Consider the following 19,356-nt stretch of genomic DNA (forward strand, 5'->3'; position numbering starts at 1 on the left):
TTGCCCCCGAAGGGGAAGCTCTATCTCTAGAGTGGTCAAAGGATGTCAAGACCTGGTAAGGTTCTTCGCGTTGCTTCGAATTAAACCACATGCTCCACCGCTTGTGCGGGCCCCCGTCAATTCCTTTGAGTTTCAACCTTGCGGTCGTACTCCCCAGGCGGAGTGCTTAATGCGTTAGCTGCAGCACTGAAGGGCGGAAACCCTCCAACACTTAGCACTCATCGTTTACGGCGTGGACTACCAGGGTATCTAATCCTGTTTGCTCCCCACGCTTTCGAGCCTCAGCGTCAGTTACAGACCAGAGAGCCGCCTTCGCCACTGGTGTTCCTCCATATATCTACGCATTTCACCGCTACACATGGAATTCCACTCTCCTCTTCTGCACTCAAGTCTCCCAGTTTCCAATGACCCTCCCCGGTTGAGCCGGGGCTTTCACATCAGACTTAAGAAACCGCCTGCGCTCGCTTTACGCCCAATAAATCCGGACAACGCTTGCCACCTACGTATTACCGCGGCTGCTGGCACGTAGTTAGCCGTGGCTTTCTGGTTAGATACCGTCAAGGGATGAACAGTTACTCTCATCCTTGTTCTTCTCTAACAACAGAGTTTTACGATCCGAAAACCTTCTTCACTCACGCGGCGTTGCTCGGTCAGACTTTCGTCCATTGCCGAAGATTCCCTACTGCTGCCTCCCGTAGGAGTTTGGGCCGTGTCTCAGTCCCAATGTGGCCGATCACCCTCTCAGGTCGGCTATGCATCGTGGCCTTGGTGAGCCGTTACCTCACCAACTAGCTAATGCACCGCGGGTCCATCCATCAGCGACACCCGAAAGCGCCTTTCAAATCAAAACCATGCGGTTTTGATTGTTATACGGTATTAGCACCTGTTTCCAAGTGTTATCCCCTTCTGATGGGCAGGTTACCCACGTGTTACTCACCCGTTCGCCACTCCTCTTTTTCCGGTGGAGCAAGCTCCGGTGGAAAAAGAAGCGTTCGACTTGCATGTATTAGGCACGCCGCCAGCGTTCGTCCTGAGCCAGGATCAAACTCTCATAAAAAGTTCGAACAATCTTGCGATTGTTAAGCTCAATTTGTTTGCTAGCATATTGCTTGCTTGTTAAAAATGTTTGTTGTCTTGAATTGAATCAAGACGCCCTACACATTTGGTTTGTCTTACTTTGTTCAGTTTTCAAAGGTCTACTTCATCGAGAGTGTTTCCCGATTCATTTTTGGCTGCCGTAGCAACTTTTATATCATATCAGAGAGACAAACGATTGTCAACTCTTTTTTAAAAGTTTTTTTCGATTTCGTTTTTCGAAATCTTTCAGCAACTCATTTATCATAACTTATCGTTTGTTATTTGTCAAGAACTTTTTTGAAGTTTTTTTCGATAGAATCAAGCTTCGCAAGTGGTTCTTTTTTTACGACTCAGTTATCTTATCATGTCATTTCCAACATGTCAACAACTTATTTTTTATTATTTAATAAGTTATTGGTGTTCTTTTGAACAAATAATAATATATCAACATCACATGTGAAAGTCAATAAGAAAATGCTTATTTATCAACATTTCTAGCTTACATGATCATTGGTTAGTTCTGGTCCTTTTTCGTTCGTCTTTATAACTCCGAGAGACGTAAAATCCTTTTGTTTTCAGTTTAATGTTCATGTTCTTGTCTTATTCACACCAACTAGATGTCTCACCTTCTAAAATTTTCCTTAACAAAGTGCTGCTTTTATCTATTTCTGCTTTTTTTTGCTAGAATAATAGTAACAATATGACTCTGGAGGATTTATTTATGAAAATTTTGATTGCTGACGATGATAAAGAAATCGTTGAATTATTAAGTATCTATGTTCACAATGAGGGGTATGAAGCAGTAAAGGCTTATGATGGGAAAGAAGCATTATCTAAAATCAGAACAATCCCTGATATTGAATTACTTATTTTAGATATCATGATGCCAGAGATGGACGGGATGCAAGTAGTGAAAGAGCTGCGAAAAGAATCTCAAATACCAATCATTATGCTGACAGCAAAAACTACTGATATGGATAAGATCAAAGGACTGGTCGCTGGTGCAGATGATTATGTGACCAAGCCATTTAATCCGTTAGAAGTAATGGCTAGAGTAAAGTCTTTATTACGGCGTACAAAAATGCAGATTGCTCCAGATCAGCCTGATGTATTAGAAGTAAATGCATTAATCATCAATAAAGACTCTCATGAAGTTAAAACAATCGATGGGAAAGAAATCCAGTTAACAGCTTTGGAATTCGGTATCCTCTACTTGCTTGCTAGTCATCCTAATCGAGTATTTAGCGCGGATGAAATTTTTGAGCGTGTTTGGAAACAAGAAAGTATTGTCTCTGCTAAAACTGTCATGGTTCACGTTAGTCATTTAAGAGATAAAATTGAAGAAGCAACTGGTGGTGAAAAAGTCATTCAAACCGTTTGGGGAGTGGGCTATAAAATTGACGCAAGATAGTAAACGAGCAACTGAAAAACGCCGTCGGATCAATTTGACTTCAAAAGAAATCAGCGAATTGTTAGCGGAAGGAATCATCACGATTATCCTTTTGCTTCTATTAAATGTTTCTATTCTGGTTGTTATCAGTTCGGTGATCAACAGTTCACCTTCTTTGACGAATGCGATTTGGGATTCAAAGAATATTTTTGCAGAACGATTGAACACTGATTTGTTCTGGAACGGCCGGAATTTTATTATTCCCTTTTTCTTTCTATTAGATATTGGTGTTTTGTATTGGCGCTTGATTCGAAGATATCGCCAAATGCAATTACGGCATATCATCAGCGAACTTCACTACATCGCAAACGGAAATTATGATCATCGTATCCCTTTTGAACTGAGTGGTGACTTAAGCCGAGTGGTAACAAGTATCAATGGATTGGTGGATAGTACCGTAGCAGCGATTGAAGACGAACGTAAAATCGAAAAATCAAAAGATGAATTGATCACGAATGTCAGTCATGATATCCGTACCCCACTCACGTCCATCATTGGATACCTAGGACTGATAGAAGATGGCCAGTATCACTCAGAAGAAGATCTTTTAAAGTATACGCATACTGCTTATATCAAAGCAAAGCAGATGAAATCTTTAGTGGACGACTTATTTGAATACACTAAGGTACGCCAGCCTGCTGTCCCGGTGAATTTTTCTGCCTTTGACATGATCCAGTTGATCGAACAGTTAGCAGCTGATTTTGAGTTGGAAGCTTCTAAAAAAAATATCCAAATACTTGTTCAATCAAAAGTAGACTCCCTTATCATGGATGGCGATACCGAAAAACTTGTACGTGTCTTCAATAATCTTTTGACGAATGCGTTGAAATACGGAAAAGGAGCAACGAAGATCGTAATCGAAGTAGAACGTATCGGTTCAGAAGTTGTTGCAACAGTCAAAAATAACGGAGCAATGATCCCACAACAGGCAATCGATAATCTATTCGACCGTTTTTATCGTGTAGAAGAATCTCGTTCACAAGCAACTGGAGGAACTGGACTTGGTTTAGCAATCGCTCAAAGCATTGTGGCTTTGCACGGCGGATACATTTATGCAAAATCAGATAAGCAATGGACTTCTTTCATCATGCACCTTCCAATCAAGAAAAATGAAAAATTACCTATTGATACACAGGAAGTTATTGACGAAAGCTGAAATATTCGCTATTCTTATTACAATTATTAGAATAAATGAAAAACACAGAACCCAGTACACTTTATTCTTTTTCAGAGAGCTGATGGCAGGTGTAAATCAGCAAAGGATAATTTGGAAGTTCCAGTTCGTTTACGTGCCCTTTCGAAATAAGAAAGGTCGGTTCAACAGCCGTTATGTGTTCAACAAGTGCAGCTGACGCTGAACTTGGGTGGTACCGCGAATTTCAGACTGATTCGTCCCAAGAATAATGGGATAGATCAGTCTTTTTTTATTTTCAAAAAGGAGGAAATCATATGTTAGATGTAAAAATGATGCGACAAAATATTGAAGAAGTACAAGAAAAATTGATGACTCGGGGCGTAAAAAAAGAAACATTAGCTGAATTCATGGAACTAGATGAAAATCGTCGTAAGCTACTAGTCAAAAGTGAAGAATTAAAAAAATATCGAAATGATGTTTCTGCTGAGATCGCCCAATTGAAGCGTGCAAAAGAAGATGCTTCTGCTAAAATCGCTGAAATGAAAGAAGTCGGTGGCAACATCAAAGCATTGGATACTGAAATTGCTGAAGTGGATGAAAAGTTGAAACAAATTGCAACTACTTTGCCAAACCTTCCCCATGATTCTGTGCCAGTTGGAACAGATGAAGAGGACAATGTAGAAATCCGTCGTTGGAGCGAACCACGTACATTTGCTTTTGAACCAAAACCACACTGGGAAATTGCAGAAAATCTTGATATTTTAGATTTTGAACGTGGCGCAAAAGTAGCCGGTAGCCGTTTTGTCTATTACAAAGGATTAGGTGCTCGATTAGAACGTGCAGTCTACAACTTCATGCTTGATCAGCATATTTACGAACACGGCTATACTGAAATGATCACTCCTTACATCGTCAACAGTAAAGCGATGTTTGGTACGGGACAATTTCCAAAATTCAAAGAAGATGTTTTCCAATTGGAGAATACTGATCTAACGTTAATCCCAACAGCTGAAGTACCATTAACTAACTATTATAATGATGAAATTTTAGATGGTGCAGATTTACCTATTTATTTCACTGCACTAAGCCCTGCTTTTCGTTCTGAAGCCGGAAGTGCTGGTCGGGATACACGAGGACTGATTCGTCTTCACCAATTCAATAAAGTAGAAATGGTCAAATTTTCGGATGCAGAGCATTCTTACGAAGAATTGGAAAAAATGACAGCTGATGCAGAAGATATCTTGAAAAAATTGCATTTGCCTTATCGTGTGATGGCCTTATCAACTGGAGACATGGGCTTTTCTGCAGCTAAAACTTATGACTTAGAAGTATGGATTCCTGCACAAGATACTTATCGTGAAATCAGTTCTTGTTCTAACTGTGAAGATTTCCAAGCACGCCGAGCAATGATCCGTTATCGCGATAATGATGGAAAAATCCACTATGCTCATACTCTGAATGGTTCAGGACTTGCAGTTGGCCGTACAGTAGCTGCCATTTTGGAAAATTACCAAAATGAAGATGGTTCTGTCACAGTTCCAGAAGCGCTCGTTCCTTATATGGGGAATCTGAAAGTTATTAAATAAAGAGGTTGTGAAAAAGCCGCTTAGTTTCGAGTATTAAGAAAAATTTTGTGAAAATGGCTTTCCACATTTTTGCATAAATTGGACTTAATACCGAGAAACTGACTTTTGAACACCATTTATCGAGAGGTTGTGAAATCAGCGTCCTGGCCTGAGTATTAGAGAAAAAAATGAAAAAATAGCTCCTCATATTTTGCCGTTTTTTGAGCTAATACCGAGGGTTAGTTGATTGAACACCATTTATCGAGAGGTTGTGAAATCAGCGTCCTGGCCTGAGTATTAGAGAAAAAAATGGAAAAATAGTCCCTCATATTTTACCGTTTGTTGAACTAATACCGAGGGTCAGCTGATTGAACACCGTTTAGTGGAGAGGTCGTAAGCCTACCCCCCAGCTCCGAGTTACAAGGAACAAATTCAAAAAACAGCTCTTCTTATTTCCGAAGGAGTTGCTTCTGCTTCCGCCGTTTATACGTGTTTAGAGCGTGAGACAAAAGTGTTCTTTACTTTTGTCCCACGCTCTTTAATGTTTTTAAGATTCAACTGAATAGTTTGGTGCTTCTTTTGTGATTTGTACATCATGAGGGTGTGATTCTTTTAATCCACTGCCGCTCATTTGGATAAATTGCGCTTCATCACGTAATTGCTGTAGATTCGCTGCCCCAACATAACCCATTCCTGAACGCAAACCGCCGATCATTTGGAAAATAATATCTGCAACACTTCCTTTATAAGCAACCCGACCTTCGATTCCTTCTGGTACTAATTTATTTGCTTCATTAACACTACCTTGGAAGTAACGGTCTTTTGAACCTTTTTCCATCGCACCTAATGAGCCCATACCTCGGTATGTTTTGAATCGACGTCCTTGGAAGATTTCGAATTCACCTGGTGATTCATCTGTCCCTGCCAACATACTTCCTAGCATCACTGCATGTCCGCCGGCAGCTAATGCTTTGACGATGTCACCAGAATACTTGATCCCTCCGTCTGCAATAATCGCTTTGCCATATTGACGAGCAACTGATGCTGCATCATAAATAGCTGTGAGCTGAGGTACACCTACACCGGCTACCACACGTGTCGTACAAATCGATCCTGGTCCGATACCAACTTTTACGACATCTACACCTGCATCATATAAAGCTTTTGTCGCTTCAGCCGTCGCAACGTTTCCTGCAATCAATGTTGCATCTGCAAAAGTTGAACGGATTTCTTGAATTTTTCGGATCACACCTGCACTATGTCCATGAGCTGTATCGATGATGATTGCATCTGCCCCTGCTTCTAATAAAGCATTCGCACGCTCAAATGTATCGCTTGTTACACCAACGGCTGCTGCTACAAGCAAACGACCATGTTCATCTTTTGCTGCATTTGGAAATTCGATCACTTTCTCGATGTCTTTGATCGTGATCAATCCGCTTAAACGACCTTCGTTATCTACGATTGGTAATTTTTCGATTTTATGTTTTTGCAAAATCTTTTCTGCATCTTTTAGAGAGGTACCTACTGGGGCAGTCACTAAGTTGTCTTTTGTCATCACATCAGCAATCGGCATGTGATAATCTGTTACAAAACGCATGTCGCGGTTTGTAATTATCCCTACCAATTTTCTGTTTTCAAGTGTTTCAACGATTGGCACACCACTGATACGATATTTGCTCATCAATTCTTCTGCGTCTGCTACAAGATGCTGTGGCGTTAAGAAGAACGGATCAATGATTACGCCACTTTCAGAACGTTTGACTTTTCTTACTTCATCCGCTTGCTGGCTGATCGTCATGTTTTTATGGATCACACCTAGTCCGCCTTGTCTTGCCATAGCAATGGCCATCTTGCTGTCGGTAACAGTATCCATACTTGCACTGATGATTGGAATATTCAACTTAATATTTTTAGCTAATTGTACGCTCATATCCACTTCGTTTGGTAACACGCGACTTTCTGCTGGTATCAATAAGACATCATCAAAAGTAAATCCTTTTTTCGTGAACTTTGTTTCCCAGTTGGACATTTTTAGTACCACTCCTCTAATTTAGTTTATCTATTAAAATAATTGATTTTTTCATTTAAGTCAATGATCTACTTGGAATCAAGTTAGCTTTCTCATAGAATACCAATATAAAGCGTTTACATCTGTGTGTATTAAAAGAGATTGTAAAAAAGCTGTCCTGCATCAAGTAATAAGAACAGCCAATCAAAAATAGTTTTTCATATTTTTGAATTGGTTGGGCTTATTACCGCAGATGCAAGCTTTTGAACACCGTTTAAGGAAGAGGCTGTGAAATCAGCGTCCTGACCTGAGTATTAGAGAAAAAAACGGAAAAACAGTTTCTCATGTTTGTTGAATATTGTGATTTGTGATCGAGGAGTTGGAGGAGAACACCGTTTATCGTAAAAAGGACTGTGACAAGACTTTTGTCACAGCCCCTTACTATTATTTAATTATGGATAAACAAAATGAGGTTCTTTACTACCCCTCGATATTTAGCAAAATAGCTGATCTTTTTGCTAGTTTATCTTCTTGGGACGGATAAACTTCCAATAATCCCGTATTTTTTCTTCAAGTAGTAACGGATTGCTAAAGCAGCTGCCCCGATAATGATAACTACTACTGGATCTAATACTGGATTGATAACTGGCGGCAATAGTGTTGTCGCAGAAAACAGTACGACCCAAAGAAGTGTCGTTCCACCTAGGATAAGCAATGTCTTACCCATTCCTGGTTTCTTGCTTCGATCTGCTCCGGGATATTCATATTGATAGATGTATTTGTACATCATATAAAAGACCCAGCCACCGATTGCAGAACCTAGAACGAGTGTAGAAAAGCCATAAGCTGGCGTTGTTCCACGTGAAAACAATCCGGTAATCGCAATCATGATACTTAATAGACCAAGCAACAGCAACGTATTATCTAACCACATCAATAAAGGGGTGGATGAATTTTTTACTTCTGCTGGCTTATTGATGATTGCTTCCGTTCTTTCAGAGACTGTCCCAAACAATTGACGGGCTGTTCTTCCGCCTTTTTGTTCTGCAACTAAAGTAGGCAGAATGTCATGAAGGGCTTTTACTTTTTCTTCTTCAGACAAATTCGCTGCTTCTAAAGATTTTTTCAAATCAAAAATGTACTGTTGATTTCTTTTGGTTAATTTTGTTTCTAAACTATTGTTTTCTTTTACGATTGCTCGTAATTGTTCTGGTTCCATTATCTAATAGTCCTCCTTAGCCGTTCCTTTTCTCAACGGTCGTCACAAAAGACATTCTACCATATTCTACAGCTAGTTTGATAGCCCTTTTACACATTAAAGCGGAATAACATTACGTCGCCGTCTTGTACGACATAATCTTTTCCTTCTAATCGAACACGTCCAGCTTCTTTTGCTGCATGCATGTTTCCGTAATGATCCAAGTCTTCAAAAGAGACAGTTTCTGCACGGATAAATCCGCGTTCGAAATCTGAATGGATGATTCCTGCTGCTTGTGGTGCTTTGATTCCTTTTTTGAATGTCCAAGCACGTACTTCTTGTTCCCCAGCAGTAAAGTAAGTAGCTAAGCCTAACAAATCATAAGCAGCACGGATCAACTGATCCAAACCTGATTCTTCGATTCCTAAAGCTTCTAAAAATTCCGCTTTGTCTTCTTCATCTAATTCTGCGATTTCTTCTTCTGCACGAGCACTGACCACGATCACTTCTGCATTTTCTTCTGCAGCAAAGTTGCGCACTTCTTGTACATAATGATTCGCGTCTGCATCTGCTACGTCATCTTCTGAGACATTGGCTACATAAAGAATTGGTTTTGTCGTCAATAAAAATAGTGATTTAACGATTTTTTGTTCTTCTTCAGTAAATTCGATCGTTCGGGCAGATTTTCCTTCTTCCAGTACAGGTTTGATTTTATCCAGTACAGCTAGTTCTGCCACTGCATCTTTATCTTTGGTTTTAGCAACTTTTGCTACACGAGTATAGCGTTTGTTGATAGATTCTAAGTCTGCTAACACTAGTTCCAAGTTGATCGTATCAATATCTTCTAGTGGATCAACACGTCCTTCTACGTGAGTAATATTATCATCATCAAAACAGCGAACAACGTGACAAATAGCGTCTACTTGGCGGATATGGCTTAAGAATTGATTTCCCAAACCTTCTCCTTTACTTGCGCCTTTTACGATTCCAGCAATATCTGTAAATTCAAAAGTCGTCGGAACAGTTTTTTTCGGATGTACAAGTTCTGTTAAGCGTTGCAAACGCCAGTCAGGTACTTCTACCATCCCTATGTTAGGGTCGATCGTTGCAAAGGGATAGTTTGCTGCTTCCGCTCCTGCTTTTGTGATCGCATTAAACAAAGTTGATTTTCCTACGTTGGGCAACCCAACAATTCCAGCAGTCAATGCCATAAATTTATTCACTCTTTCTCTGCATTTTTTTCAATTACTTTTTTTAATTTCTTTTCAAAATCTCGACGGGTCATCATGACGATATGTCCGCAATTCATACATCTGATTTTGATATCTGCGCCCATTCGAATGACTTCCCAGCGATTCGTCTGGCAAGCGTGAGGTTTTTTCATTTCAACGATATCGTGCAAGTCGTACATAAAAATAGCCTCCTTTTTGTTTATTCTTCATCAAATTGAATATTCAAGATATCAAGAATTCGAGTCAAATCTTTTTGAGAAAGATATTCAATCTCGATCTTACCTTTCCCATTTTTTTCTTGGATAGCTACACTTGTACCAAATTTATCCATCAAACGATCTTCGCTTTCTCGGATATAATATGGTTTTTCCTTTGCTAGCCTTGGGATTTTTTTCTTTTCTTTTCCATCATTTTGATTTAACTCAGAAACAAGCTGTTCCAGTTGGCGGACAGTTAAATTTTCAGTTACTGCACGATTGGCTAATTTCAAGATCAATGTTTTATTTTTTAAACCTAACAGCGTACGGGCTTGTCCCATAGATAAACGCTGATCTTGTACCATTTCCTTGACAAGATCCGGTAAAGAAAGCAAGCGCAAATAATTGGCGATATAAGGTCTGCTCTTTCCTAAACGACTAGCTACTTCTGCTTGTGTTAGTTTCAGGTTTTTCATCAGCATCTCATATGCTTCTGCTTCTTCTAACGGATTCAGATCTTCTCGCTGCAAGTTTTCCAGCACTGCTACTTGCATCATCGCTTCTTCGTCAAAGTCTCTAACGATAGCAGGGATCGTTTCTTTTTCAGCTAGTTTGGACGCTCGAAAACGTCGCTCCCCTGCAATAATCTCATATCCTTTTACTGCGGAACGGCGTACGATGATGGGTTGAAAGACGCCTGATTGTTCAATAGAATTAGCTAGTTCCTGCAAAGATACTTCTTCAAATGTTTTACGGGGCTGATACGGATTTGGTCGCAGCTCATTCAATGGTAGCTGGACAACGGTATCATCTTTTACATCCACCGTCTCTAAGTTTTCTAAATCTTGAAACAGTGCATCGATTCCTCGGCCTAATCCTTTACTTTTCTTCACGACTTACCACTTCCTTTGCCAATGCTTGGTAGACTTCAGCTCCTCGAGAACGTGGATCGTAGTCGATGATCGGTTTTCCATGACTAGGTGCTTCTGATAAACGAATATTTCTTGGAATGATCGTTTCGTAAACTTTTTCGCGGAAGTATTTACGTACTTCTTCTACGACTTCATTTCCCAGATTTGTTCGTGCATCATACATTGTCAGTAAGACTCCCTCGATCTCTAATTCTGGATTAAAGTGTTTTTGGACTAAACGAACCGTATTCAGTAATTGGCTTAATCCTTCCAATGCGTAATACTCACACTGAACAGGTATCAAAATCGAATCACTTGCTGTAAATGAATTGATTGTCAGATGGCCAAGAGAAGGCGGGCAATCGATCAAAATATAATCATACTGACTGCTTACTTCTGCTAAAGATCCTTTTAATCTTGATTCTCTTGCCATCATTGACGTCAATTCGATCTCTGCTCCTGCTAATTGGAGAGTCGCAGGCACAATACTCAAATTTTCGTGTTCAGTGATCAAAGTTGCCTCATCAATTGGCAATTCATTGACTAGAACATCATAGATGTCTCTTGTCACATCAGGTTTTCTGATCCCGACACCACTGGTAGCATTTCCTTGCGCATCCATATCCACTAGCAATACTTTTTTACCAAGGCTAGCAAGACAAGCACCTAGATTCACCGTCGTCGTTGTTTTGCCGACGCCACCTTTTTGGTTCGCAACAGATATTATTTGTGCCATCTCTTCTCCTCCTATTTGATTGGCTGCTTATTAGGCAGTCCGGGCTTTCTTGGGTATTTCTTTGGGGTTGGTTTTTTTTTTTGAATAACGATGATATGCCGTTGGTCAGAGACATTCGGCAAGGTAACCGCCTCTTCTTTGAGGAATTTACCACCTAATAAAGCAATCGCTTGTTTTGCTTCTGTCAATTCCTCTTCACTTTTTGCTGCTTTCAATGCATAAAAATAGCCTTCTTGTTTAGCCAAGGGCAAACACAATTCCGCTAACACATTCAAACGAGCAACCGCACGAGCAGTGACAAGGTCAAATGATGCACGAAAGTGAGGATTTTGCCCAAATGTTTCTGCCCGGTCATGATATAAGGAAGCATCGATTCCTAATAATCGGGTTAACTCAGATAAGAAGGTTATTCGTTTATTCAGAGAATCAACGATCGTTATCTGCAGTTCTGGAAAGGCAATTTTTAAAGGTATGCTAGGAAACCCTGCCCCCGAACCGACATCGCATAAAGAAAAAGGCTGCGTAAAGTCTACTTCAAATGCTAATGTAAGTGAATCGTAAAAATGCTTCAGGTATACGTCTTTTTCATCCGTAATAGCTGTAAGGTTCATCTTTTCGTTCCATTCGACTAATGTCCGATAATAAATAGCGAATTGATTCATTTGATGATCGGTAAGCTCTATCCCTTTTTCTGCCAAGGATTGGCGAAATTCTTCTGGTATCATAAATATTCCTTTCATTGTGAAACAGCAATTGTTTCACAGATTCTCTCCCTACTTTAACGCAAAATCCCTAGACATGCAATCCTTCCATATGGATTCTTAAAAATTTGAAAAGTAAGAAAAGCCGATAGACTTTTTCTTTCTAGTATGACTCATAAAATATACACAGAAGAGAGAACTAGCTTTGAGCAATTTCTGCAAAAACTAGTTCTCTCTTCTATTTATTATTACGTATTACGCTGGTTCACTGACTTTCGCAATCTTCCCTTGTTCGATATAGACCATTAGGATACTTAGGTCTGCAGGGTTTACGCCACTGATTCGGCTAGCTTGGGCAATTGTTTCTGGTTGGATTTTCTGCAATTTTTGTTTTGCTTCTGTTGCTAATCCGTTGATTGCTGCGTAGTCGATGTTTTCTGGAATCTTTTTCGCTTCCATGCGTTTTAATTTTTCTACTTTTTCCATGGCTTTTTTGATGTAGCCTTCATATTTGATTTGGATTTCTACTTGTTCGATTTCTTTTCGTGTCAATTCTTCATTTTCTGGAATAAACCGTAGAAGATCTGCATAGGTAATCTCAGGACGTCTTAAAAAGTCGCTTGCTAGTACACCATCTTTTAATGGTGCCGCATTAATCGTTGCTAAAAAGTCTTGGACTTCTTCTGTTGGTTTGATTCGTACATTCATCAAACGTTTGATTTCTTGTTCAACTGCTTCTTTTTTCTTCAAATAATTCTTGTATTGATCTTCTTTTACTAAGCCTACACGGTGACCCATTTCTGTTAATCGCAAATCTGCATTATCATGACGTAAAAGCAGACGGTATTCAGCACGTGAAGTCAGCAAACGATAAGGTTCGTTCGTTCCTTTTGTTACCAAATCATCGATCATGACACCGATGTAACCGTCACTTCGTTTGATCACTAAAGGTTCTTTTCCCTGAACTTTCAAAGCTGCATTGATACCGGCAATCAGCCCTTGTCCAGCCGCTTCTTCATAACCGCTTGTACCATTTGTTTGTCCAGCTGTATAAAGATTTTCAACGACTTTAGTTTCTAATGTCGGACGGAGCTGGTGTGGCTCTACTACGTCATATTCGATAGCATATCCTGTACGCATCATTTCTACTTTTTCTAATCCAGCAATAGAATGAAGCATGTTGACTTGAACATCCTCTGGTAAAGAAGTAGATAAACCTTGAACATAGACTTCTTCCGTATTTAAGCCTTCTGGTTCCAAAAATAATTGATGACGTGGTTTGTCTGCAAAACGCACGATCTTATCTTCGATGGATGGGCAATAGCGAGCGCCTACCCCTTCAACGATCCCTGTAAACATTGGGGCACGATGTAAGTTGTCTCGAATAATTTGGTGAGTCGTCTCACCTGTATAGGTCAGCCAGCAAGATTCCTGATCTAGTTTATAGGCACTATCTGGTGTGCTGAAGCTAAAATGATTCGGCTCTTTGTCACCAGGTTGCTCTTCTGTAACAGAATAGTCGATCGTACTTGATTTTACTCGAGGCGGTGTTCCTGTTTTGAACCGTTCGATAGCAAAGCCAAGTTCTTTTAGATGATTCGCTAGTCCAATAGAAGGTTGAGAGTTATTCGGACCTGATGAATATTTCAATTCACCGATAATGATTTCTCCGCGAAGTGCTGTTCCGGCTGTAATAACAACTGCTTTGGCCCGGTAGCTCGCTCCTGTGGAAGTCACTACTCCATGACAAACACCATCTTCGACGATCAGTTCTTCGACGATTCCTTGTCTTAGCGTCAAATTTGGTTCTTTTTCGATCGTATGTTTCATTTCTGTTGAATAAGCATGTTTGTCTGCTTGTGCTCGCAATGCTCGGACAGCTGGGCCTTTTCCTGTGTTCAACATACGCATTTGGATATAGGTTTTATCGATATTCTTACCCATTTCTCCGCCTAACGCATCGATTTCTCGAACGACAACGCCTTTAGCTGGTCCGCCTACAGAAGGATTACATGGCATGAATGCTACCATGTCCAAATTTATTGTCAGTAATAATGTTTTTGATCCCATACGTGCAGCAGCAAGTGCAGCTTCTGAACCGGCGTGTCCTGCGCCAACAACGATCACGTCATACGCATCTGCTTCATAATGTTCCAATCGTTTGTTCCTCCTTTTATTTTCCTAAACAAAATTGACTGAATAATTGAGTGATTAGCTCATCTTGTACACTGTCGCCGACAACTTCTCCTAGATAGTCCCAGCAACGCGTCATATCTATTTGAACGAGATCCACAGGCATTCCTGCATCAATACCTGCAATGACTTCTTCAAGTGAGAGGGAAGCTTTTTCTAACAACGCGATATGGCGGGTATTAGAAACATAAGTAGCGTCTCTTTCTCCTGTTTCTCCACTGAAGAATAAATCAGAAATAGCTGATTCCAAACGATCTAGTCCGTCGTTTTTAGCTACGGAAATTGAAAAAACTGGTTCATTTTCGATCAATTTCTTCAATTTTTCTTGTTCCAGCTGTGCTGGCAAATCTGTTTTATTTAGAAGAATGATCCGTTTCAATCCACTTGTCGCTTCCAATAATTGTTCATCTTCTGCTGTCAGTGGTTCGCTTTGGTTTAGAACAAGTAAGATCAAGTCTGCTTCTGCTAATGCTTTTCGGCTTCTTTCGACCCCGATCCGTTCCACCACATCTTCTGTTTCCCGAATTCCAGCTGTATCGATTAGCTTGAGCGGTACCCCCCGAACATTGACATACTCTTCGATTACATCTCGAGTCGTTCCTGCAATATCCGTAACGATTGCTTTTTCTTCTCTTAACAAATGGTTTAACAAACTTGATTTGCCGACATTTGGCCGGCCGATGATTGCCGTACTTAACCCTTCCCGCAGAACCTTCCCTTGCTTGGATGTAGCAAGTAGCGCTTGGATTCTTTGTTGGATCATCTGCGCTTTTTCAAGCAATAACTTCGTAGTCAATTCTTCGACATCATCATATTCTGGATAATCAATATTTACTTCTACTTGTGCTAATGTCTCTAAAATCTCTTGTCTCAATGAGCGGATCAAAGCAGACAGATTGCCGTCTAACTGATTAAGAGCTAGTCCCATTGCTTTGTCTGTTTTTGCCCGAATCAAATCCATCACAGCTTCTGCCTGTGAAAGGTCAACACGACCATTCAAGAATGCTCGTTTTGTGAATTCGCCTGGCTCAGCTAATCTTGCACCTTCTCTTAACAATAGCTGCAAAATTTGATTGACTACAACGATCCCACCGTGACAATTGATTTCTACTACATCTTCCCGCGTAAATGTCTTTGGTGCTCTCATCACGGAGACCATGACTTCATCGACAAGCTGATTGCTCTTGGGATCAACGATATGTCCATAATGGATCGTATGACTTGGTACTTCTGATAATCGTTTGTTTCCAGATTGATAAACTTTATCTGCTAGTTGCACAGCTTGATCGCCACTTAAACGAACGATACTGATTGCACCTTCTCCAGGTGGGGTAGAAATTGCCGCAATCGTATCAAATTCTAAAGTAATTTCAGCCATTTTTTCACTTCCTTTTTCATTTTGCGCACAAAAAAAGTGCCCACTCCACCCTTTATGCACAATAAACGGTGAACTTCGCACTTTGACTGCTTGTTCTTGATTAAATTCTGGTCATAGATTATCACACTTGCTATAAGGAATCAAGTGTTTAAAACAAGTTAGATGAAGTTGAGCCTGTTCTGCTTCCATTACCTTATATTTGATTGTCCTTGGATGTCTCTTTGCGTTCTTTGGTTTATTCAAAGAGAAGATACTGTATAAACAAGGCTTTATCTTTCTTAAAAAAAACGGTACACCAAATGGTAGCGCTATCTGAACTATACACTTTTGAAAGGAGAAAATATGTGAGCCCGTTCAGATCTGCTGCATTGGAAGAAGAAAGTGACCCTCGGATCAACGATGTCGTTTTATCTACAGGGAATATCAACCAGAAATATATCGTCCGCGATATCGTTTTTGTTGTGGAATGCTTAGAAGCTGATTTGTTTGACCCATCTTTTCCCAAAGATGACCTTTTCTTAACAACGAAGAGGAAATTAAAGACGAAGGTACTTGAATATGGTGCGAATGCAGTAATCAACTGTCATTTTGAGTATCAGCAAAAAAAACGCGACGGAAAGTATTTTCTGGAACTTTTTGCTTATGGAACAGTGATCCAATTTATCCAAACAACGATTGGTTAAATGAAACAGACAAAAAAAGCGGATCAAAACTGAAGACAGTTTCGATCCGCTTTTTTCTATCAAAGTTAGTGACTACTTCATCGTATACTCTGATAAGAATGATTTCTAGTAAAATATACTTGGTTTGAAAAACTTTGTCAACGTGATTTATTCAAAAAGTAATGGAATCAATAATATTTTTTAGCAGGTTCTACTACTAAATAACGATAAGGTTCCTCACCTTCCGAATGTGTTTTTACATGTTCATCTTTGCTTAATGCAGCATGGATTTGTTTACGTTCAAATGCAGGCATTGGTTCTAAGAAAACCGGCTGCCCTGTCCGTTTTACTTTTTCAGCCGTGCGATCAGCTAAACGCTGAATGATCTCTTGGCGCTTTTCACGGTAATTGCCTACATTGACTACTACAGACAGCTTATTTCTTGCTAAACGATGGATGAAGACTTGTGCCAGATATTGCAATGCATTCAGTGTTTTTCCATGTTTCCCAATCAGTATGCCTTGCTTTTGTGTTTCTAAATGGAAAACAACCATATTATTTGATTCTCTTTCCATTTTGACAAGAGCTGGAGCATCAAGCTGTTTTGAAATTTCAGTAAGATAAACTGCCAATTCCGTTAAAGCTGCTTCATCACCTAGCTCACTTACTTCTTCTGTTTTTTCTTCAAGAATCGTTTCGTTGACTACCTCGATCTCAGCTGTTGGTTCTTCTTCCAAAATTTCTTCTACAGTCTGTTCTGCTGTTTCAGAAACTTTTTCGCTGATACTTGGCTGGATCGAAAGCCGTGCATTCTTTCGACCCATTCCTAGGAAACCTTTTTTTCCTTCTTCCAGTATTTCGATTTCGACTTGGTCTTTGGCCAAACCCAAATCAGCCAGACCTAGTTGGACAGCTTCGTCTATTGTTGCAGCTTCATAAATCGGCATTAGCATTACCTCCCCTATTATTTCCGTTTTTTCTTAGGATTCATTGCTTTCTTAAGAGCACGTTCTCTTTCGCGGATTCTCCGTGCTTCTTCTTCACGCTCTTTTCGAATTTTGAAAGGGTTGTTGATCAGCAGCGTTTGTACAACTTGGAAGGCATTGGAAACTACCCAGTATAATGAAAGACCGCTGGCTAAATTGACACCCATCACTAAAATCATTACAGGCATCACGAAATTCATGATCTTCATTGATGCATTCGATTCAATTTGACTCATGCTAGATAAATACGTACTTGCAAAAGTAAAGATTGCTGCTAAAATCGGCAAAATAAATGTTGGATCCGCGTTCCCTAAGTTCAACCATAAGAAATGCCCTTGTTTCAACTCTGGTACACGTGAAATAGATTGCCATAACGCCATCAAGATTGGCATTTGTACTAATAAAGGAAGACAACCAGCATATGGATTGACGCCATTTTCTGCATATAAACGCTGCTGCTCTTCTCTTAACTTACTTTGTGTTTCCGGATCTCTTGAACTATATTGTTGCTGCAGTGCTTTTAATTTCGGTTGTAATTCTTGCGTTTTACGCATGCTCTTTGTTTGGAAATGCATCAACGGCAATAGGATCACGCGGATGATCAGTGTAAATAAAATGATCCCTATCCCTGCATTACCAAATGACAACGCCTTGATCGCCTCAGCAAAGTAATAAACAATATAACGATCCCAAATTCCTGTACTCTGTGCGCTGACTTCCCCAGTTCCGCAACCGGATAAGACGATGACCAAACTAACGATACCGGCCATCAAAAGTAAACGTTTGTATTTCTTCACTTACTCTTTTCCTCTCTGTCGATTATTTTTGCAAGTTTTAAGACGTGGACTAAATTGGAGCGAACCTCATCATAAGTCAACCCCTTCACACTTGGTCTAGCAATCACAATAAAATCCAACTCCGGATCAATCTCTTCTTTTATAGAATAAACTGCTGCTCGGATTTTTCGTTTGACTTCATTGCGGTTTACCGCGTTGCCGACCTTTTTTCCTACAGATAAACCAACTCGAAAATGAGGCTGTCCCGGTTTTTCCAAACGGTAAACGACGAATTTGCGGTTAGCAAAAGAATCTCCCGTATGGAACACGGCTTGAAACTCTCGTTCTTTTTTTACTCGATACGCTTTTCTCATTAGTTTTCTTTCCTTTTCTATCTCTCACTTACGCTCATAATCATACCATAATTACGATTGTCCTTTCATCATTTCCCTAAAAAAGAGTATAAAAAAAACCACTGAAACCCCAGTGGCCTAAGCTGAAAGAACTTTTCTTCCTTTGCGACGACGGCTAGCTAACACACGACGTCCATTTTTAGTACTCATACGTTTACGGAATCCGTGAACTTTTTGACGTTTACGTTTATTTGGTTGGTATGTTCTTTTCATATATTCCACCTCCAAAATGTTCTTATCTATTTTATAAACACAGACATACTTTGATAGTATAACGACAAAGTAGTGATTTTGTCAATATAAAATAGAAGATCGATTGTTAAAACTTATCCACAAGATTATTTTTTTCTATGGGAATCCTATGTGGAAAAAGTTATGCACAGGTATTATCCACAGATAATAAATGGCTGGTTTTACACAGAAAACACACGTGTAAAAAAAGTAATCCACAATCAGGCGATTTCCTGTGTATTCCGTCTCCTAACTATTGGTATATCTATATTTTTTATCCACAGACGCAAGAGGAAATCTATTGGTTTTTACGAGTTTTCCACCTGTGCATTAGTGGTGTGGAAAACTTTTTTTGACAACTGTGTTTTTCTCTTTTTTCTTTTTGTCGATTGTGTGGATAATTGTAATTAAAAAATTTTTTTCTTCGGTTTCTGTGGAAAACTATTGAAAAAAATGCTAAATTAGTACTAGTTATTCACTTTTTAATGAAGGAGGAGGCCTTAT

General features: G+C 39.7%; 17 protein-coding genes and 1 rRNA gene (1 of these 18 cut by a window edge). 4 read left to right on the forward strand and 14 right to left on the reverse strand.

Annotated features, from left to right (window positions below; translation table 11 throughout):
- Positions 1-1,057: ribosomal RNA gene (locus tag RBL01_RS12550) — 16S ribosomal RNA — on the reverse strand; it reaches 502 nt to the left of the window's first position.
- A gap of 741 nt (positions 1,058-1,798) precedes the next feature.
- Here RBL01_RS12550 and RBL01_RS12555 point away from each other — a divergent pair.
- From RBL01_RS12555 to serS, 3 genes are all read left to right on the forward strand, one after another.
- The gene (locus RBL01_RS12555; RefSeq protein WP_002295268.1) at positions 1,799-2,488 is read left to right on the forward strand and encodes a response regulator transcription factor; all 690 of its coding nucleotides are present in this window, start codon (positions 1,799-1,801) and stop codon (positions 2,486-2,488) included.
- Positions 2,475-3,683 (forward strand): sensor histidine kinase, encoded by a 1,209-nt coding sequence (locus tag RBL01_RS12560; protein ID WP_002295267.1) that lies wholly within the window; start codon positions 2,475-2,477, stop codon positions 3,681-3,683. Before RBL01_RS12555 ends, RBL01_RS12560 begins: the two co-directional genes overlap by 14 nt.
- 293 nt (positions 3,684-3,976) lie before the next feature.
- Entirely contained in the window at positions 3,977-5,248 is a 1,272-nt protein-coding gene (serS, locus tag RBL01_RS12565) for a serine--tRNA ligase (protein WP_002307286.1), read from the forward strand.
- A 526-nt stretch (positions 5,249-5,774) separates the two neighbouring features.
- Here serS and guaB read toward each other — a convergent pair.
- The 9 genes from guaB to mnmE form a co-directional block, all read right to left on the reverse strand.
- Positions 5,775-7,259 (reverse strand): IMP dehydrogenase, encoded by a 1,485-nt coding sequence (guaB, locus tag RBL01_RS12570; protein WP_002318785.1) that lies wholly within the window; start codon positions 7,257-7,259, stop codon positions 5,775-5,777.
- A 502-nt stretch (positions 7,260-7,761) separates the two neighbouring features.
- On the reverse strand, positions 7,762-8,457 hold the full coding sequence (locus tag RBL01_RS12575; RefSeq protein ID WP_002299780.1) for a DUF1129 domain-containing protein: 696 nt from the start codon (positions 8,455-8,457) through the stop codon (positions 7,762-7,764).
- A gap of 89 nt (positions 8,458-8,546) precedes the next feature.
- Positions 8,547-9,647: a redox-regulated ATPase YchF gene (ychF, locus tag RBL01_RS12580; RefSeq protein ID WP_002318786.1), complete on the reverse strand. Its 1,101-nt coding sequence runs from the start codon at positions 9,645-9,647 to the stop codon at positions 8,547-8,549.
- An 8-nt stretch (positions 9,648-9,655) separates the two neighbouring features.
- Positions 9,656-9,847 carry a DUF951 domain-containing protein gene (locus RBL01_RS12585; RefSeq protein WP_002293106.1) on the reverse strand — a complete coding sequence of 64 codons (192 nt, stop codon included), beginning with the start codon at positions 9,845-9,847 and terminating at the stop codon, positions 9,656-9,658.
- A 20-nt stretch (positions 9,848-9,867) separates the two neighbouring features.
- A complete protein-coding gene (locus RBL01_RS12590; protein ID WP_002288806.1) occupies positions 9,868-10,758 on the reverse strand; it encodes a ParB/RepB/Spo0J family partition protein in 891 nt (296 codons plus the stop codon).
- Positions 10,745-11,512 (reverse strand): ParA family protein, encoded by a 768-nt coding sequence (locus RBL01_RS12595; RefSeq protein ID WP_002288805.1) that lies wholly within the window; start codon positions 11,510-11,512, stop codon positions 10,745-10,747. Before RBL01_RS12595 ends, RBL01_RS12590 begins: the two co-directional genes overlap by 14 nt.
- An 11-nt stretch (positions 11,513-11,523) precedes the next feature.
- Positions 11,524-12,237 carry a 16S rRNA (guanine(527)-N(7))-methyltransferase RsmG gene (rsmG, locus tag RBL01_RS12600; RefSeq protein ID WP_002327580.1) on the reverse strand — a complete coding sequence of 238 codons (714 nt, stop codon included), beginning with the start codon at positions 12,235-12,237 and terminating at the stop codon, positions 11,524-11,526.
- 231 nt (positions 12,238-12,468) lie between these two features.
- The gene (gene mnmG / locus RBL01_RS12605; protein WP_002299775.1) at positions 12,469-14,370 is read right to left on the reverse strand and encodes a tRNA uridine-5-carboxymethylaminomethyl(34) synthesis enzyme MnmG; all 1,902 of its coding nucleotides are present in this window, start codon (positions 14,368-14,370) and stop codon (positions 12,469-12,471) included.
- Positions 14,371-14,386: 16 nt separating this feature from the next.
- Positions 14,387-15,784, reverse strand: coding sequence for a tRNA uridine-5-carboxymethylaminomethyl(34) synthesis GTPase MnmE (gene mnmE, locus RBL01_RS12610; RefSeq protein ID WP_002307290.1), 1,398 nt, complete (start codon positions 15,782-15,784; stop codon positions 14,387-14,389).
- Between the two features lie 299 nt (positions 15,785-16,083).
- On the opposite strand from mnmE, the gene RBL01_RS12615 reads away from it, so the two are divergent.
- Positions 16,084-16,467, forward strand: a complete 384-nt coding sequence (locus RBL01_RS12615; protein WP_002375983.1) for a hypothetical protein — start codon at positions 16,084-16,086, stop codon at positions 16,465-16,467.
- Between the two features lie 167 nt (positions 16,468-16,634).
- On the opposite strand, the gene jag is transcribed toward RBL01_RS12615, so the two are convergent.
- From jag to rpmH, 4 genes are all read right to left on the reverse strand, one after another.
- Positions 16,635-17,393, reverse strand: coding sequence for an RNA-binding cell elongation regulator Jag/EloR (gene jag, locus RBL01_RS12620; protein WP_002318789.1), 759 nt, complete (start codon positions 17,391-17,393; stop codon positions 16,635-16,637).
- Positions 17,394-17,410: 17 nt separating this feature from the next.
- The gene (locus RBL01_RS12625; protein ID WP_002295256.1) at positions 17,411-18,229 is read right to left on the reverse strand and encodes a YidC/Oxa1 family membrane protein insertase; all 819 of its coding nucleotides are present in this window, start codon (positions 18,227-18,229) and stop codon (positions 17,411-17,413) included.
- Entirely contained in the window at positions 18,226-18,582 is a 357-nt protein-coding gene (rnpA, locus tag RBL01_RS12630) for a ribonuclease P protein component (protein WP_002295255.1), read from the reverse strand. The genes RBL01_RS12625 and rnpA overlap by 4 nt, the downstream gene beginning before the upstream one ends.
- A 117-nt stretch (positions 18,583-18,699) precedes the next feature.
- On the reverse strand, positions 18,700-18,834 hold the full coding sequence (gene rpmH, locus RBL01_RS12635; RefSeq protein WP_002293121.1) for a 50S ribosomal protein L34: 135 nt from the start codon (positions 18,832-18,834) through the stop codon (positions 18,700-18,702).
- Between the last annotated feature and the right edge of the window lie 522 nt (positions 18,835-19,356).

The organism is Enterococcus sp. SB12, assembly GCF_030910025.2.
GTDB classification, from domain to species: Bacteria; Bacillota; Bacilli; order Lactobacillales; family Enterococcaceae; genus Enterococcus_B; species Enterococcus_B faecium.